We start from the raw sequence: 16,894 nt of genomic DNA, 5'->3' as shown, positions 1-16,894 counted from the left end.
TTGAACGTACCATTTTACATAGCCAAACGATATGCCTTTAGTAAAAGTAAAACTAAAGCAATCAATACCATTACTAAAATTTCTACGATAGGAATTTTAGTAAGCTCCATGGCTTTGTTTGTGGTACTATCGGTTTTTAGCGGATTGAAAACGTTTAACTTATCATTTACTAATGAAATCGATCCTGATTTGGTTATCGAGCCAGTACATGGCAAATCGATTTCTGTGACTGAAAACGAAATTCAAAAACTAAACAACCTAAAAGAAATATTAGCTTATTCTTTTGTTGTTGAGGAGCGTGTTGTTTTTAACTACGGAGAAAAACAATTGGTTGCTAATATTAAAGGCATCGATTCTTTATACAATAAAGTAACTAATATTGATAAACACATTCTTTATGGTGATTGGTTACTTCCTAATACAAACCAAGTTGTCTTAGGACAAATCATCTCAAATAATTTATCAGTTGGTACATATACTGACGAGCATTTTTTAGAAGTCTTGGCAATGAAACCTGGTGAAGGTGCATTTGATTCTCCAGAAGATGCATATAATAAATTCACACTTTATCCATCAGGAATTTATTCGCTTCAAAATTCAGATATAGACGGAAAATATATTTATGCTGATATTCATTTAGCTCAAGAATTATTAGAATGGAATAAGAATCAATTCTCAAAAATTGAGTTTAAAGTTGCAAACGAATTTTCTGAAAACCAAGCTAAAAAGGCATTGGTTGGGATTTTTGGAGACAAATATCAAATTAAAAACCGTTCAGAACTAAATGATAGTTTACACAAAATGCTTCAAACAGAAAGCATTGCTATTTATTTAATATTTACTTTGGTTATCATTGTAACACTATTTTCGTTAGCTGGAGCTTTAATCATGATGATTTTAGAAAAAAAGGAAAATCTAAAAACTTTAAATGACATTGGAATTAGCATCAGAAATTTAAAAAGAATTTTCTTATTCCAAGGTATGATTCTTTCTACATTTGGAGCTATTCTAGGTTTATTATTAGGTTTAGGAATTGTTTTTTTACAATATAAATTTCAATTTATTACTATCTCTGAACAAGTACCCTATCCTGTTGAGATAAATTTCTCAAATGCAATAATTGTATTTCTTACCATTTTTATTTTAGCCTTTTTTGCGTCGCTTTTAGCATCAACTCGAATTAATAAAAAATATTTATACACTTAAATCAATATTTTTTCGGTTTTAACAAGGTTTTTTTTTGATATTAAGATTTATTTAATAAATTCGTTTTTATTTAATTAATAACTTTTTATGAAAAAAATATTTACACTATTAGCTATTTTATTAGTACTAGTACTTCCGATAGTTTCTTGTTCAGCAGACGACGAATCTGCTAAACTAGCACAAACAGATAAAGAATCATTAGAGATTCCTGACGACGAAAACTCATCAAATATTCAAAAAAATCAGCTTGCTTTGTACGCTAGCGGTAAAAATGTTAGTGTTGGAACCCCAGTTTTACTAACGACTTTTCTAAATGGTACTGAAGTTACTGACCAAGTTACTTATTATGTAAACAACCGTCAAATTGATGGCACTTCAATCACTTCTACATTGAGTGGTACATTTAAAGTTCAAGCTAAATTAGAAGGTTATATCGATAGTCCAATTGTTGATGTAATCTATACAGCTGCAGGAGCAAAAAATACAGCCCAAAACTAATACCAAACTTTAAATAGTAAATAAATAATAGTTACTATTTACGATAACTATATACAAATCATTAAATATAGAACCAATAGAATGGGATTACTATATATTGATGAAATTAGATATATTTCGTTTTGAAAAAACACAAAAACTAAACTCCAGTTAGAATTCTAACTGGAGTTTTTTTTTATTTCTAAAAAGAAATAACAATGCACATGTCTTGATGTATTGAATCAATAAAATCAGCATACCCCTTATGCTTGATTATACTAACTACGATTGATTAAAATGATTGCAAAATGAATTGTTACAAAACAAATTCTACTTCCTTAATTAATCAAAAACAAACAGCTACATCGAGAAACAAACTTTAATAGTGACGTCAAATGCTTACTAAACATTAGAATCATTATCTACATGAACCAATAAAAAAAAGCCTTTCAGATTGCTCTGAAAGGCTTTAAATATAAATATAAACTTAGATTATTTCATATCATCGAATTCATCAACATAGTTCTCATTAGGAACATAATCTGCTGACATTAATTCAGTATAATCCTCTTTATCTTTTTTACCAAATCTTCTACCAATACTATCAAAAATTGAGTAAACAACTGGAACGATAATTAAGGTTAAGAATAACGACGATAATAAACCTCCGATAATTACAATTGCTAAACCACGGTTTGTATCAGCTCCATCACCAGTTGCCATTGCAATTGGTAACATACCGATAACCATCGCAATTGTTGTCATCAAAATTGGACGGAAACGCGCGTGATTCGCAGCAATTAATGAATCGTAAACACTTGCTCCAAGTTCAATCTTATGATTCGCAAAATCGACTAACATAATCGCATTCTTGGCCACAAGTCCAATCAACATAATGATACCTAAAATCGTGAAAATATTTAAAGTTTCGTTTGTTAATGCAAGGAACAATAAAGCTCCGATGAACGAAAGCGGAATTGAGAATAAGATAATAAATGGTTTAGAGAAACTATCATATAAAATTACCATTACAGCGTAAACTAATAAAATAGCAGCTAATAAAGCAATCCCTAAAGTACCAAAACCTTCATCTTGGTTTTCTTTATTTCCACCCCATTTGAATGTAACTCCTGGTTTTAATTCTAATTTCTCAAATTCTTTTTGCCATTCATCAGCTAAAGTACCTGCAGGTTTACCAACAACTTGCGACTGAATAGAAACTGATGGAGATTTATCTCTACGTTCTAACAACGAAGGTCCAGAACCATATTCAACATCTGCGAATTGCTCTAAAGAAATACTTTCTCCGCTATTATTAATAAACTTAGTAGATTTTACATCTTCAATTGATGAACGTCCTAAATCATCATAACGAATATTAATATCATATTCTGTATCACCAGCTCTAAATTTTGTATCTGTATTTCCAGAAAAAGCGGTTTGCATTGCTCCACCAACTGTTGCAACATTTAAACCTAAAGAGTTCATTTTATCGCGATCTAATTTCACAACAACTTCTGGCGAACCATCTTCTGATGTAATTTTAATCTGAGACGAACCTGGAATCTTAGCTAATAAATCAGCTGCTTTTTCTGCATATTCTAAAGCTTCAGCTTGTGTCGGAGCAATAACCGTTAAGTTTAACGGCGCTTGTTCTGCTCCCATAATACTAACGTTAACTGTTTTTACTTTAGCACCAATCGCAACCTTCTCCATCTCACGCATTAACTTAGCTGCGTAAACTTTTGTTGGTTCTTTTTTCTTGTGATTGTCTTCTAAGAAAATTTGAATCTCACCTTTATATTTCGTACCAGAACTTGTCATCATACCATCAGAAGCTTGACCAACAGTGGTAATCATTTTTGCAATCTCAGGCTTTTTAGCTAAATAAGCTTCTGCCTTTTGCATCAATAAATTCGTTTGTTCGATTGACGCATCTTTATCTAACTCAAATTGTAAATAAAACTCTTCTTTATCACTTCCTGGGAAGAAATCTCCTCCGATATATCCTCCAGCAACTAATCCAATCGAAGCGAAGAACATAACAATTGTTATCAATAAAGTAATAATTTTATTCCATCTGTTTTTTAACGCCCAAACTAAAATTCCAGAAATACCACCTGTTAATTTAGACAATCCAGCTTCGAATCCATTTAATATTTTTCCAAAGAAAGAATGCTTGCTAATGTGTTGTAATTTTCCAAAACGAGAATATAACCAAGGCACAACCGTAAACGAAACTAAGAATGAGAACATCGTTGCAATCATTACTGTAACACAGAACTGACGTAAAATATCAGATACTAAACCAGATGAAAGTGCAATTGGCATGAACACAACCACAATTACCATTGTAATCGCTGTTACTGTAAATCCAATTTCTTTAGCTCCATCATAAGATGCACGAACTTTATTTTTACCCATCTCCATATGACGGTGAATATTCTCAATAACCACAATGGCATCATCCACAAGAATACCTACAACCAACGAAAGTCCTAATAAAGTCATTAAGTTTAAGGTATAACCAAAAAGCTTTAATGCTACGAACGTTGCAATTAACGATAATGGAATTGCAATTGTAGCAATCGCAGCATCACGCAAACTGTGTAAGAAAAACAACATAATGAATGCTACCAATACAATAGCTAAACCTAAATCGAATACCACACTATTTGCAGCAGTAATTGTGTAATCTGTAGAATCGGATGCGATAGAAATTTTCACATCTTGAGCTGCATAATCCGATTGAACTGTAGCAATAGTTTGTTTCACTAAATTAGAAACTTCAACCGCATTAGCATCAGACTGTTTGAACACCTGTAACAAAATGGTGTTTTGCATATCAATACGTGCAATCTTTTCAATATCTTTAATTCCATCAGAAACCTCAGCAATATCACTCAAACGAATCGAAGCTCCAGAAGGAGTTTTAATTGGTAGATTACGCATTTGTTCTAACGAACTGAATTTACCAGATAAACGAATGGTAGTTTGATTTGATTTCGTTTTAATATTACCAGTTGGGAAATCTAAGTTCGAAGCAGCTATGATTTGTTGAACTTGATTGATTGTTAAGCCATAACCAACTAATTTTTCAGGATAAACCTTAACTTGAATTTCACGCTCTTCACCACCAACCATATCAACTTTTGCAACACCATTGATACGAGCAAAAACCGGTTGAATTTTTTGATCTAATAAATCATATAATTCTTTCTCGGTTAATTTTGAAGTAACCGATAGGTTCATAATCGCAACATCATCAAGAGAGAATTTACTCAAAGATGGCGTTTTAGCATCGTCTGGCAAATCGTTAACGACGGCATTAATCTTACGTTGGGCATCGGTTAGTAAGAAGTTTACATCGGCACCGGTATTTAATGTAATCATAACTACAGAAACACTTTCCATAGATTTTGATTCGATCTTCTTAACGTTTTCTAGCGACGAAACGGCATCTTCAATTACTTTTGTCACCGAAGTTTCAACTTCTTCTGGAGCAGCTCCAGGATAAACTGTTTGAACTGTAATTACGTTTACATCGAATTTAGGAATCAATTCGTATCCTAAAGACAAATACGAAGCGATACCACCCAGTAATAGTAACGAGAACAGTACTATAATGACACTGGGTCTTTTAATTGATATTTCAGATATTTTCATTTACTTTTCTTTATTTGATAATTTCAACAACCGTTTCGTTTACTAAGTTGATTTGTCCTGAAACAATAACTTGTTCACCTGCTTTTAATCCTGAAGTAACTTCTACTAAATCACCAAAAGTTCTTCCGATCGTAACTTTAGTTAAAAATGCTTTCCCATCTCTGTAAACATAAACTTCGTTTGAAGAAACTGAACCAACGAATGCATTTCTAGAAACAACTAATACGTTTGCCATTTGACTATCTCCGAAATATGCATTTCCGTACATACCAGCTCTTAACTCGTTATCTGGATTATTTTGAATTTCTAAATCAACTGGGAAGTTTAAACTTGTATCTGCTTTTGGAGCGATGAATGTAATTTTTCCTGTAAATGATTTACCAGCCAAAACTGGAGATTCCACTTTAACAGCTTGTCCAATTTTTAAACTTCCGACATTTTTCTCATCTACATTTACTCTCAATTTAAGAGTTGAAACGTTAACTATTTCAAACACCTCTTGACCTGGATTTACGTAAGAACCTGGCTCGATATTTTTCTTGTTTACAATCCCTGAGAAAGACGCTGTAATATTTACATCAGAAGCAGTGATTTTAGCATTCTCTAAATTATTCTTAGCGTTAACCAATTGTAATTTAATATTGTCTAATTGTTGTTTAGTAACACCGCCCGTTGCATAAGCACTTTCAAAACGAGCTACTTCTGCTTTAGCGTTATTAAAAACAGCTTGCGCATTTGAAACTCCAACATTTTGCTTATCACTTTTAACAACTGCTAAAATTTGACCTGCCTTAACAAAAGAACCTTCAGAAACATAAACTTTAGAAACAACACCAGGCGTTTCTGTAGAAATCTTCACATCTTGCTTTGGCATAAAAACACCATTTGCAATGTATTGTCCGTTTACTTCTTTGAATTCAACAGGTTCTACACGCACCATAACCGATGCATTTTTCTCAGCAACAATTTGGGTTTGCATTTCGGCTGTTGCTTTGTTCTTATTCAATACATACATAATTCCGGCTAATGCTGCAATTACAACGATTCCAGTAATGATTACTTTTTTCATATTTTATGTTTCCTATTTATTTTGTTAATGTATCTAATTCTCCTTTTGCTTTGATTAACTGAACTTCTGCAAGTTTATAATCTAATAAAGCATTTGTTTGATTGTTTTGGGCATCTGAATAAGAAGTTTCTGCTTCTAATAAATCTGTCAATGTTGCTAAACCGTTTTTATAATTATTTTCTACGTTTTCTAAAACTTGTTTAGCTAATTGAACGTTCTCTTTTTGTGTATTTAATGTAATTAAAGAGTTTGTAATTTGCGCTTTAGCATTTTCGAATTCTAAATTCAAACCTAATTTCGCATCGTTTACATCAGCGTTAAATCTTTCAATATCAACTTTCGCTTGTTTAATTCTTGCTCTATTAACACCTCCATTAAAAATTGGAATACTTAAATTTAATCCAATAGAAGCATAATCAGACCAATAAGCACTTGGATAATGTCTAAACCAAGGCATTTTTTCACCAATACCTAAATAACCATAATTAGCATTTAATCCTAAAGTTGGATAACCTTGTGCTTTTGTTGCTTTAAGATTCAATTCAAGTAATTCACCTTGTTTTTCTAACAATGCAATTTCTGTTCTGTTTAAACCTGTATTTGCATTTTCAGCAAAAGCAACAGAAGTAATTTCGAACGTATTTTCAGGAAGTTCAATTTCATTTTTGATATCCATCCCGATTAAATATTTTAATGAGTTTTCTTGTAATTCAAGAACATTAACTAATTGTTGTTTTCCACTAATCACGTTGTTTAAAGAAACATTCATACGATCTAAATCAATTTTCTTTGCTAAACCGCTATTGTATAAACTTTGAATCACATCACGTACACGAGTTGTATTTTCGATTGTTATATCTAATGTTTCAATTTGTGATTTTGTTTTATACAATTCGTAATAAGTCGAAGCCACTTTCTCAATAACTTGCTCATCGGTCAACTTTGCATTGATTTGATAGAACTCTCTTGTAGATTTTGCAGCTTTCAATCCTGTAAAAACAGCTTGATTAAAAATCTGTTGATTTAATGAAAGAGAAGCTGTTGACTGCCAAGGACGACCCATCTTAATAATTTGAGTTTGACCTCCAAAATCTAAAGCGGTTTCTTGTAAAATTGCATTATAAGTCAAACCTCCATTAGCACTAATTTGAGGCAAAGCACTTGCACGAACTTCATCAATCATAAATTCGCTATTCTTCACATCTAACTTAGCTTTGATAGCTTCAGCTTTATTTTCTAAAGCGAAATTCACCGCATCTTTAAGCGTCAAAATTTGTTGTGCTTGTGCTAAATTTCCAACTAGCAAAGCAATTAAAGCGACTGTGAGCTTTTTCATATATTTAATTTAATTTTTTTAAAATTTGTTCTAAAACTTCCAATCCTTTTGGAGTTACAATTCCTCTTAAATGGTATTCTAAAAATTTTGTGTTTAATTCTTCTATTGTTTTTGATTTCAATAACTCTTCAAAAATATCATTACTCAAAAACGAAGAAGAACTCAAAAAGAAAACGCGTCCAATAAACTCGATATCGATATCTTCTCTATAATATCCTAATCGAACACCATCTTGTAAATTTTTGATAATTGTAGATTCAAAATTATCATGTCGTTTCTTTTCAATTTTTTTTGCTAACTCAGGATAATATTTATTAAACTGATAAATTGCACTCGGCTGAATATTATGTCCGAACAAATCTCCTACACAATTTTTCATATCGAAATGTTCATGAATTGGAGTTTCAGTAGTATCTGCAATCTCTTTCATACGACAAGTTGCAGAATCAAAAACATAATCAACTGTTGCTGCTACCAAATCGTTTTTCGACTCAAAATGCTGATAAATGGTTTTTTTTGAAATTCCCATTTCCTTGGCAATATCATCCATCGTAATAGATTTAAAACCATGATTTACAAACATTTTAAGTGATTTATTTAAAATTGCTTCTTTCATAAATCTATTTTAAAAATTTTCTCGACAAAGTTAATGGAAACTTTTTATACACAAAAAGTTTTCTCGGTTTTATTTTATTAATATTTAGTTAAATAAAATAACCCTTATATTTGTATAAAATTGATAACAACATTATACAAGCAATATGAACTCTATTACAAATTATAAAGAGATCACCTCAAAATACATTAGCCTTCTAAAAATTGAAAAAACGCCAAACGAATTATACGACCCAATTAGATATATTTTATCACTTGGAGGAAAACAATTAAGACCCGTTTTAACTTTATTTTCTGCAGAAATTTTCGGAACTGATTACAAAAAAGCACTTTACGCAGCAACTGCAATTGAATTATTTCACAACTTTTCATTGATTCACGACGACATCATGGACGATGCACCATTGAGAAGAGGAAACAAAACAGTTCATGAAAAATGGAACATAAACACAGCTATTCTCTCTGGAGATGCTATGCTGATTTTAGCTTATCAATATTTTGAAAATTACGAACCTAAAATCTTCAAAGAACTTGCACAACTATTCAGTAAAACTGCTTTAGAAGTTTGCGAAGGTCAACAAATGGATATCAATTTTGAAACAAGAAATGACGTTTCCGTTTCAGAATACATCAAAATGATTGAGTACAAAACAGCAGTTTTAGTTGGAGCAGCATTAAAAATGGGTGCGATTGTAGCAGAAAGCACTGAAGATAATAAAAACGCAATTTATAATTTCGGATTAAACTTAGGAATTGCTTTTCAACTTCAAGACGATTATTTAGATGCATTTGGAGATTCGGCATCATTTGGAAAACAAATTGGAGGTGATATTTTAGAAAATAAAAAAACATACCTTTATTTATTAGCTTTAGAAAAAGCAAACAAGGAAGATAAAGAAGAATTATACAACTGGTTTTCTAAAACAGAAAACAATGGTCAAGAAAAAATAGACCGAGTGAAATCAATTTTTGAAAAAACAGAAGCAACATCAGCAACTCAAAATCAGATTGAAATCTATACAAATAACGCTCTAGAAATTCTTGACAATTTAGACATCAACACAAAACACAAAAACGAATTACGTACATTTGCTTTAGATTTAATGAATCGATCTGTATAATTAAATGGAGAAATCAATTTCATTATTAAATACCGAATTAACAAACAAAGCATTACTCGATCAATTAATACAACAGCTAAATAAAGATTTTTATAGAGCTACTCAAGTAGAAGTTGTACCGAGTGATGCTTCTATTTTTGAAATTGTAGCAAACCTTGAGATTCAATTAAAGTTGATAGTTGACCAACATCCAACAAAGCTTTCAACTCTTTTATATTTAATTGATATTCCTGAACAGGAAGTCCACTCCAATCTAAAAGAAAACCCCGACCAGATGATCGAGGTTCTTACTTATTTGATTTTGAAGCGAGAATGCTTGAAAGTATATTTTAGAAATAAACTCTAACAAACGGCATCCAAGCTTGAGAATAAACAAAATTATCTCGTTTATACAAAACATTATAACGAATACCGACAGTAACATTACTTGTGCGATATCCAGCACCTAAAAACAGCCCCGTATTCCAGAAGTTATCCTTGAATTTTCCGTAATAATATCCACCTGAATACAAATCAATTGAATTATTTACTCGAAGTTGTTCTAATTCCGCAGATAACTGAAATTGAGGAATCGGTGTATATAATCCAATTAAATTAATACCATAAGAACTACTTCTATAATAATCTTTCGACTCAACATAATTATATTGTAACCCAACACCAACAGCTACTTTATCTGTTAAATGATAAATTCCACTAGGAGCAATCGCAATATCCGTAAAATTATTTCCGAAAGACAAACCTAAACCTCCACCAAATTGAACTCTTTCAAAAAAATCACTCTTTATTTTTCTTGGTTCGTTATTTTGAGGATGAACTATTTGTGCATTTATTTCATTCTGACCTAATAATCCAGAAAAGAGCAAAATCCATATAATTTTTTTCATAATCTTATTTTTTTTACATCACAAAGTTAACAATTTTATTTTGCAAACACATGAACAAAATAATACCCTTTTAAAAAAAGTAATGTCATATTTAATAAATTATAAAATTATAATTCTCTGAAATTAAACCAATTCAAAAACTAAGAAAAGAAAAAACAGGTTTTAATAAATTCGTATTTTAAACCCAAAAAAATAAAAAAGACAAAAGTTATTACCTAAAAAAAAGGCATTAAAAAACAATATTCATAGATTTGGAGTTAAATTAATGATTTATATCATTTTGAATATAGAATATACAGAAAAATAATATCATAAAACTCTGTAAAATTTTGTATTATTATTATAAAGTATCGTATTTTTGCACAAATATTTTTTAAACAAAAGGTCTTTAGACAATATTATGGATAGGTTTTCCTTTTTAAACGCGGCACATACGGCATTTTTTGCAGATTTATATGATCAGTACTTAGTAAGTCCTGACAGTGTAGAACCAAGCTGGAGAAGTTTTTTTCAAGGTTTTGATTTTGCAAACGAATACAACGGTAGCCCTGTTGAACAATTATCAAATGCTTACGTAGGTTCAGGAGAATCGACTCAAGCTGTTGAAAGTCTTCAAAAAGAGTTCGCTGTTCTTAAGTTAATTGAAGCTTATAGAACACAAGGACATTTACTAACGAAAACGAATCCTCTTCGCGAAAGACAAGTAGCAACTCCAGATTTATCAATTGAAAAATTTGGATTAAAACAAGCTGATTTAAATACACGTTTTGATGCAGCTAAATCTATAAAACTTCCTGCAAGTACACTTCAAGAAATCTTAAATCATTTAGAAAACGTTTACTGCACTACAACTGGTGTTGAGTTTATGTATATTCCGAATGAAGAAAAAGTAAACTGGATTGCTAATTATTTCGAATCTAAATCTTCTGAATTAAACTCAGACAAAAAGAAACACGTTCTAGAAAAATTAGTTCAAGCAGCTGCTTTTGAAAACTTTTTCCATACAAAATATGTTGGTCAAAAGCGTTTCTCTTTAGAAGGTTTAGAAGCAACTATTCCTGCATTAGATGCATTAATTGATGCAGCAGCTGATATGGGCGTTGAGGAGTTTGTAATGGGAATGGCTCACCGTGGTCGTTTAAACATTTTAGCAAACATCTTCCAGAAACCAGCTCAAAACATCTTTACTGAATTTGACGGAAAAGATTACGCAGATGTAACAGATTCATTCGACGGTGACGTTAAATATCACTTAGGTTACACTTTCGAAAAGACAAATACAAACGGCAAAAAAATCAATTTAAACTTAGCTCCTAACCCTTCGCATTTAGAAACGGTTGGTGCAGTGATTGAAGGAGTTGCTCGTGCAAAACAAGACAAATATTACGCTAACGATTTCTCTAAAGTTTTACCAATCTGTTTACACGGAGATGCTGCAATTGCAGGTCAAGGTATTGTTTATGAAATTGTTCAGATGTCTAAATTACGTGCATACCAAACAGGCGGAACAATTCACGTGGTTTTAAATAACCAAGTTGGATTTACAACAAACTTTAAAGATGCACGTTCTGGAGTTTATTCAACAGATATTGCCAAAGTAGTTGCTGCTCCAGTAGTTCACGTTAACGCAGATGATACAGAAGCAGCTGTTAAAGCTTTGATTTTCGCATTAGAATATCGTATGCAGTTTAACGAAGATGTTTTTGTTGATTTAGTAGGATACAGAAAATATGGTCACAACGAAGGTGATGAACCTCGTTTTACACAACCACTTTTATATAAATTAATTTCTAAGCATCAAAATGCTCGTAACATTTACAACGCTCGCTTATTAGAAGACAAAGTTGTAACTGAAGAATACGTAGTTGCTCTAGAAGATAAATACAAAGCTATATTAGAAGATAATTTAACTATTGCTAAAGCTAACGAAAAAGCAACAGTTATTCCTTTCATGCAACAAGAATGGGTTGGTTATAATATCGCAGATCGTTCTCGTATGATGGAAACTTTTGATACTAAAGTTTCTCGCGAATCTTTAGACAAAGTAGCTGAAGTGATTACAAAACTTCCAGAAGACAAAAAATTCATCAACAAAACAGCTAAATTAATCGGTGACCGTGCTAAAATGTACGAAAACGATCGTTTAGATTGGGCAATGGGTGAATTATTAGCTTACGGAACATTAATGCAAGAAGGTTTTGATGTACGTTTCACAGGACAAGATGTTCAACGTGGTACGTTCTCTCACCGTCACGCTGTAGTTAAAACTGAAGATACAGAAGAAGAAGTAACTATGCTAAACCAATTACAATCTCGTAATGGTGAAATGCGTATCTTCAACTCTCACTTATCAGAATATGCAGTTGTAGGTTATGAATACGGATATGCAATGACAAATCCGAAAGCATTAACTATTTGGGAAGCACAATTTGGAGATTTCTCTAACGGAGCTCAAATTATGATTGACCAGTACATTTCTGCAGGTGAAGATAAATGGAACAACCAAAATGGTTTAGTGATGTTATTACCTCACGGGTACGAACACCAAGGAGCAGAACACTCTTCGGCACGTTTAGAGCGTTACTTACAATTATGTGCAAATCATAATATGTACATTGCTAACTGTACAACTCCAGCAAACCATTTCCATTTATTACGTCGCCAGATGGTAACTGACTTTAGAAAACCTTTAGTTGTTTTCTCTCCAAAAAGTTTATTACGCCATCCAGCAGCAGTTTCTCCAATTGTAGATTTTACAAACGGAAGTTTCCAACCTGTAATTGATGATGTAAATGCTACTGATAAAGCAGCAATCAAAACTTTAGTTTTCGTATCAGGTAAATTCTACTATGATTTAGTTGCTAAAGCTGAAGAATTAGGAAGAAAAGATGTTGCTTTTGTAAGATTAGAGCAATTATTCCCATTACCGATAGAAGAATTAAAAGCAATCATAAATTCTTATCCAAATGTAAATGATTATGTTTGGGCTCAAGAAGAACCACGTAATATGGGAGCTTACGGATTTATGTTAATGAATTTTGACTTAGTTAAATTCCGTTTAGCATCTCCAGCAGACGCTTCTGCTCCAGCAGCAGGTTCTTCTGTACGTTCAAAAGCACGTTATGCTCACGCAATAAACATGGTTTTTGATAAAGATTTAAAATAATATAGTAGTTACAATAACAATATAAATTAATATACTCATGAGTATCTTAGAAATGAAAGTTCCTTCGCCAGGGGAGTCAATCACTGAAGTGGAAATTGCTACTTGGTTAGTAAAAGACGGAGATTATGTAGAAAAAGACCAAGCTATTGCTGAAGTTGATTCAGATAAAGCAACTTTGGAATTACCTGCAGAAGCTAGTGGTATCATCACTTTAAAAGCTGAAGAAGGTGACGCTGTGGCAGTTGGTCAAGTAGTTTGTTTAATTGATACAAGTGCAGCAAAACCATCAGGTAGTGCACCTGCAGCTGAAGCTCCTAAAGCTGAAGTTAAAGAAGAAGCTCCAAAAGCAGCTCCGGCTCCTGCGGCAGCAACTTATGCAACTGGATCAGCTTCTCCTGCAGCAAAAAAGATTTTAGACGAGAAAAACATCGACGCAGCAACTATTCAAGGAACTGGTAAAGATGGTCGTGTGACTAAAGAAGATGCTATCAACGCTGTACCATCTATGGGAACTCCAACAGGAGGACCACGTGGAACTGAGCGTAAAAAAATGTCTATGTTACGTCGTAAAGTAGCAGAGCGTTTAGTTGAGGCTAAAAACACTACAGCTATGTTAACAACTTTCAACGAAGTTAACTTAACTGCTGTAAACAAATTAAGAAACGAGTACAAAGATGCTTTCAAAGCAAAACACGGAGTTGGTTTAGGATATATGTCTTTCTTCACTAAAGCGGTTACTCGTGCTTTACAATTATACCCAGATGTAAACTCAATGATCGATGGTCAAGAGCAAATTAAATTTGACTTCGCTGACATCTCTGTTGCAGTTTCTGGACCAAAAGGATTAATGGTTCCTGTTGTTCGCAACGCAGAATTATTATCTTTCCGTGGAGTTGAAGCAGACATCAAACGTTTAGCTACAAGAGCTCGTGACGGACAAATTACAGTTGATGAAATGACTGGTGGAACTTTTACAATCACTAACGGTGGTGTATTTGGTTCTATGTTATCTACTCCCATCATCAACCCTCCTCAATCTGGAATTTTAGGAATGCACAACATCATCGAGCGTCCAGTTGCTGTAAACGGACAAGTGGTTATCGCACCAATGATGTACATTGCTTTATCTTACGATCACAGAATTATTGATGGACGTGAGTCTGTTGGATTCTTAGTTGCTGTTAAAGAAGCTTTAGAAAATCCAGCTGAATTATTATTAAACAACGATCCAAAAAGAGCTTTCGAGCTTTAGTAGATTGTTTACATATCAAAAAGTCCTTCGTAATGAAGGACTTTTTTTATACGTAAAAGATTTATTTTGTAGCTTTGATAAAAAATAGAACTATGTCTTCATCAAAAAAATCAGCTGCAGTTGGTTTTATATTAATTACCATATTACTTGACGTAATTGGTATCGGAATTATCATTCCGGTTATTCCAAAATTACTTGAAGAACTTCTTCAATCAGACATAACAGAAGCAGCAAAAATTGGTGGATGGCTAGCATTCGCCTACGCGTTTACACAATTCATGTTTGCGCCATTTATCGGAAATCTAAGTGATAAATACGGAAGACGTCCAGTTTTATTAATCTCCCTTTTAGCTTTTGGATTGGATTACTTATTATTAGCTGTCGCACCTACAATAGGATTGGTATTTCTTGGAAGAATAATTGCAGGAATTACCGGTGCAAGTATTTCTACTGCAACGGCCTATATTGCGGACGTCAGCACTCCTGAAAACCGAGCAAAAAACTTTGGTATGATTGGTGCAACTTTTGGTGTTGGATTTATCATTGGTCCTGTTATCGGTGGATTATTAGGTCAATATGGATCACGAATTCCTTTCTACGCAGCGGCACTTTTGTGTTTTTTAAATTTTTTATACGGAATATTTGTACTTCCTGAATCCTTACCTAAAGAAAAAAGAAGAAATTTTGAATGGAAAACTGCAAATCCAGTTGGAGCACTTTTACGTCTTAAGAAATTCCCAGAAGTACTTGGGCTAGCAGCAGCTATTTTCTGTATGTATTTAGCTTCACACGCAATTCACGGAAACTGGAGTTTTTATACGATGTATCGATTTAAATGGGATGAACAAATGGTTGGAATTTCATTAGGAGTCATCGGATTTTTAGTTGCTGTCGTTCAGGGTGGATTGATTCGTTGGGTAAATCCGAAGTTAGGAAATTCAAAAAGTATTTTGATAGGTTTATCATTAAACTGCTTAGGTCTATTACTATTTGCTTTCGCACAAGAAAGCTGGATGATGTTTGTATTTTTAATCCCATATTGCTTGGGAGGAATTGCTGGACCAGCCATGCAAACCGAAATCACAACACACATTCCGCCAACAGAACAAGGACAAATACAAGGAACTTTAGCAAGTTTAAATAGTGCAACAGCCATTTTTGGCCCTTTGTTAATGACTAATGTATTTTATTATTTCACACATGATCAAGCACCATTTTTATTTCCTGGAGCTCCGTTTATCATTGCTGTAGTTTTTATGCTTTTGGCAATTTTTATATCAAACAAAAGTTTACGTAAATACTCAAATTCCTATATCAAAAAATAAATGAGTTCTTTTTATTATATCGACCGAAGCGACGTTAATTTAGACGATGTCGTTTTCAACGAAAATGTAGCAAAACAAATTGAAGATTTTTTGTTGGAACAACAATTCAAAGAAAAATTACTAAGTTATCAATTACCAATTGCCAATAAAATTTTGATGTATGGTGCAACCGGTTGTGGCAAAACCATGACTGCAAAAGCAGTAGCCAAACATTTAAACAAAAAATTAGTTATTGTAAATCTTGCAACCATTATTTCATCAAAACTGGGTGAAACAGCTAAGAATATCGACGCTTTATTTAAAGAAGCGCAATATGAAGGTTTGGTTTTATTTTTTGATGAATTCGATTCGTTAGGTCAAATTAGAGATTACGACAACAAAGACAATTCTGAAATGAAACGCGTGGTAAATGCGATTTTACAATTGATAGATAATTTCCCACAGAAATCTATTTTAATGGCAGCAACCAATCAGGTTCAAATGATTGATGAAGCTTTAAAACGCAGGTTTGAAATGCATTTAGAATTTACAAATCCAACAAACGAAACTTTGGATTTGTATTATGATAAATTGCTAGCCAATTTCCCAAAAGAATATTGCGAAATCAATCGAACGTATAACACTTCGTTTGCAGAAGCAAAGAATTTAGCCTTATATCAAGTAAAGAAAAACATCATACAATCTGAAATAAAAAATCAAAAAGTAGCTAATTAGATAACTTTTCGTTTTTAATAAACTCAGATAAATACTACCTTTGATAACCTTATTACAAAT

General features: G+C 32.5%; 13 protein-coding genes. 8 read left to right on the top strand and 5 right to left on the bottom strand.

Annotated elements, in window-relative coordinates:
• Positions 1-1,206, top strand: a complete 1,206-nt coding sequence (locus tag EG240_RS05525; protein WP_125018298.1) for an FtsX-like permease family protein — start codon at positions 1-3, stop codon at positions 1,204-1,206.
• 87 nt (positions 1,207-1,293) lie between these two features.
• Positions 1,294-1,704 (top strand): hypothetical protein, encoded by a 411-nt coding sequence (locus EG240_RS05520; RefSeq protein WP_125018295.1) that lies wholly within the window; start codon positions 1,294-1,296, stop codon positions 1,702-1,704.
• A gap of 471 nt (positions 1,705-2,175) precedes the next feature.
• Here EG240_RS05520 and EG240_RS05515 read toward each other — a convergent pair whose 3' ends face one another.
• From EG240_RS05515 to EG240_RS05500, 4 genes are read right to left on the bottom strand one after another with little or no spacing between them, the layout of a single operon-like run.
• Entirely contained in the window at positions 2,176-5,349 is a 3,174-nt protein-coding gene (locus EG240_RS05515; protein WP_125018292.1) for an efflux RND transporter permease subunit, read from the bottom strand.
• 10 nt (positions 5,350-5,359) lie between these two features.
• Positions 5,360-6,418 carry an efflux RND transporter periplasmic adaptor subunit gene (locus EG240_RS05510; protein ID WP_125018289.1) on the bottom strand — a complete coding sequence of 353 codons (1,059 nt, stop codon included), beginning with the start codon at positions 6,416-6,418 and terminating at the stop codon, positions 5,360-5,362.
• A gap of 16 nt (positions 6,419-6,434) precedes the next feature.
• Positions 6,435-7,754, bottom strand: a complete 1,320-nt coding sequence (locus tag EG240_RS05505) for a TolC family protein (RefSeq protein WP_125018286.1) — start codon at positions 7,752-7,754, stop codon at positions 6,435-6,437.
• A gap of 4 nt (positions 7,755-7,758) precedes the next feature.
• Positions 7,759-8,370, bottom strand: coding sequence for a TetR/AcrR family transcriptional regulator (locus EG240_RS05500; RefSeq protein WP_125018283.1), 612 nt, complete (start codon positions 8,368-8,370; stop codon positions 7,759-7,761).
• A gap of 145 nt (positions 8,371-8,515) precedes the next feature.
• On the opposite strand from EG240_RS05500, the gene EG240_RS05495 reads away from it, so the two are divergent.
• Positions 8,516-9,490, top strand: coding sequence for a polyprenyl synthetase family protein (locus EG240_RS05495; RefSeq protein WP_125018279.1), 975 nt, complete (start codon positions 8,516-8,518; stop codon positions 9,488-9,490).
• 4 nt (positions 9,491-9,494) lie between these two features.
• Entirely contained in the window at positions 9,495-9,836 is a 342-nt protein-coding gene (locus EG240_RS05490; protein ID WP_125018276.1) for a hypothetical protein, read from the top strand.
• Here the strand turns inward: EG240_RS05490 and EG240_RS05485 are convergent.
• Positions 9,820-10,377: a hypothetical protein gene (locus EG240_RS05485; RefSeq protein ID WP_125018273.1), complete on the bottom strand. Its 558-nt coding sequence runs from the start codon at positions 10,375-10,377 to the stop codon at positions 9,820-9,822. The genes EG240_RS05490 and EG240_RS05485 overlap by 17 nt on opposite strands.
• A gap of 400 nt (positions 10,378-10,777) precedes the next feature.
• Between EG240_RS05485 and EG240_RS05480 the strand changes: the two genes are divergently transcribed.
• The 4 genes from EG240_RS05480 (at position 10,778) to EG240_RS05465 (ending at position 16,834) form a co-directional block, all read left to right on the top strand.
• Positions 10,778-13,543: a 2-oxoglutarate dehydrogenase E1 component gene (locus EG240_RS05480; protein ID WP_125018270.1), complete on the top strand. Its 2,766-nt coding sequence runs from the start codon at positions 10,778-10,780 to the stop codon at positions 13,541-13,543.
• 37 nt (positions 13,544-13,580) lie between these two features.
• Positions 13,581-14,795 (top strand): 2-oxoglutarate dehydrogenase complex dihydrolipoyllysine-residue succinyltransferase, encoded by a 1,215-nt coding sequence (gene odhB / locus EG240_RS05475; RefSeq protein ID WP_125018267.1) that lies wholly within the window; start codon positions 13,581-13,583, stop codon positions 14,793-14,795.
• Between the two features lie 92 nt (positions 14,796-14,887).
• The gene (locus EG240_RS05470) at positions 14,888-16,120 is read left to right on the top strand and encodes a TCR/Tet family MFS transporter (protein WP_125018264.1); all 1,233 of its coding nucleotides are present in this window, start codon (positions 14,888-14,890) and stop codon (positions 16,118-16,120) included.
• Positions 16,121-16,834, top strand: coding sequence for an AAA family ATPase (locus EG240_RS05465; protein ID WP_125018262.1), 714 nt, complete (start codon positions 16,121-16,123; stop codon positions 16,832-16,834). It begins immediately after the preceding gene.
• Positions 16,835-16,894 lie beyond the last annotated feature (60 nt).

Origin of the sequence: Paenimyroides tangerinum, from assembly GCF_003865405.1 — a bacterium.
GTDB classification, from domain to species: domain Bacteria; phylum Bacteroidota; class Bacteroidia; order Flavobacteriales; family Flavobacteriaceae; genus Flavobacterium; species Flavobacterium tangerinum.
Note: the sequence above shows the minus strand (reverse complement) of the source record. Positions and strands in the feature narration are given on the sequence as shown.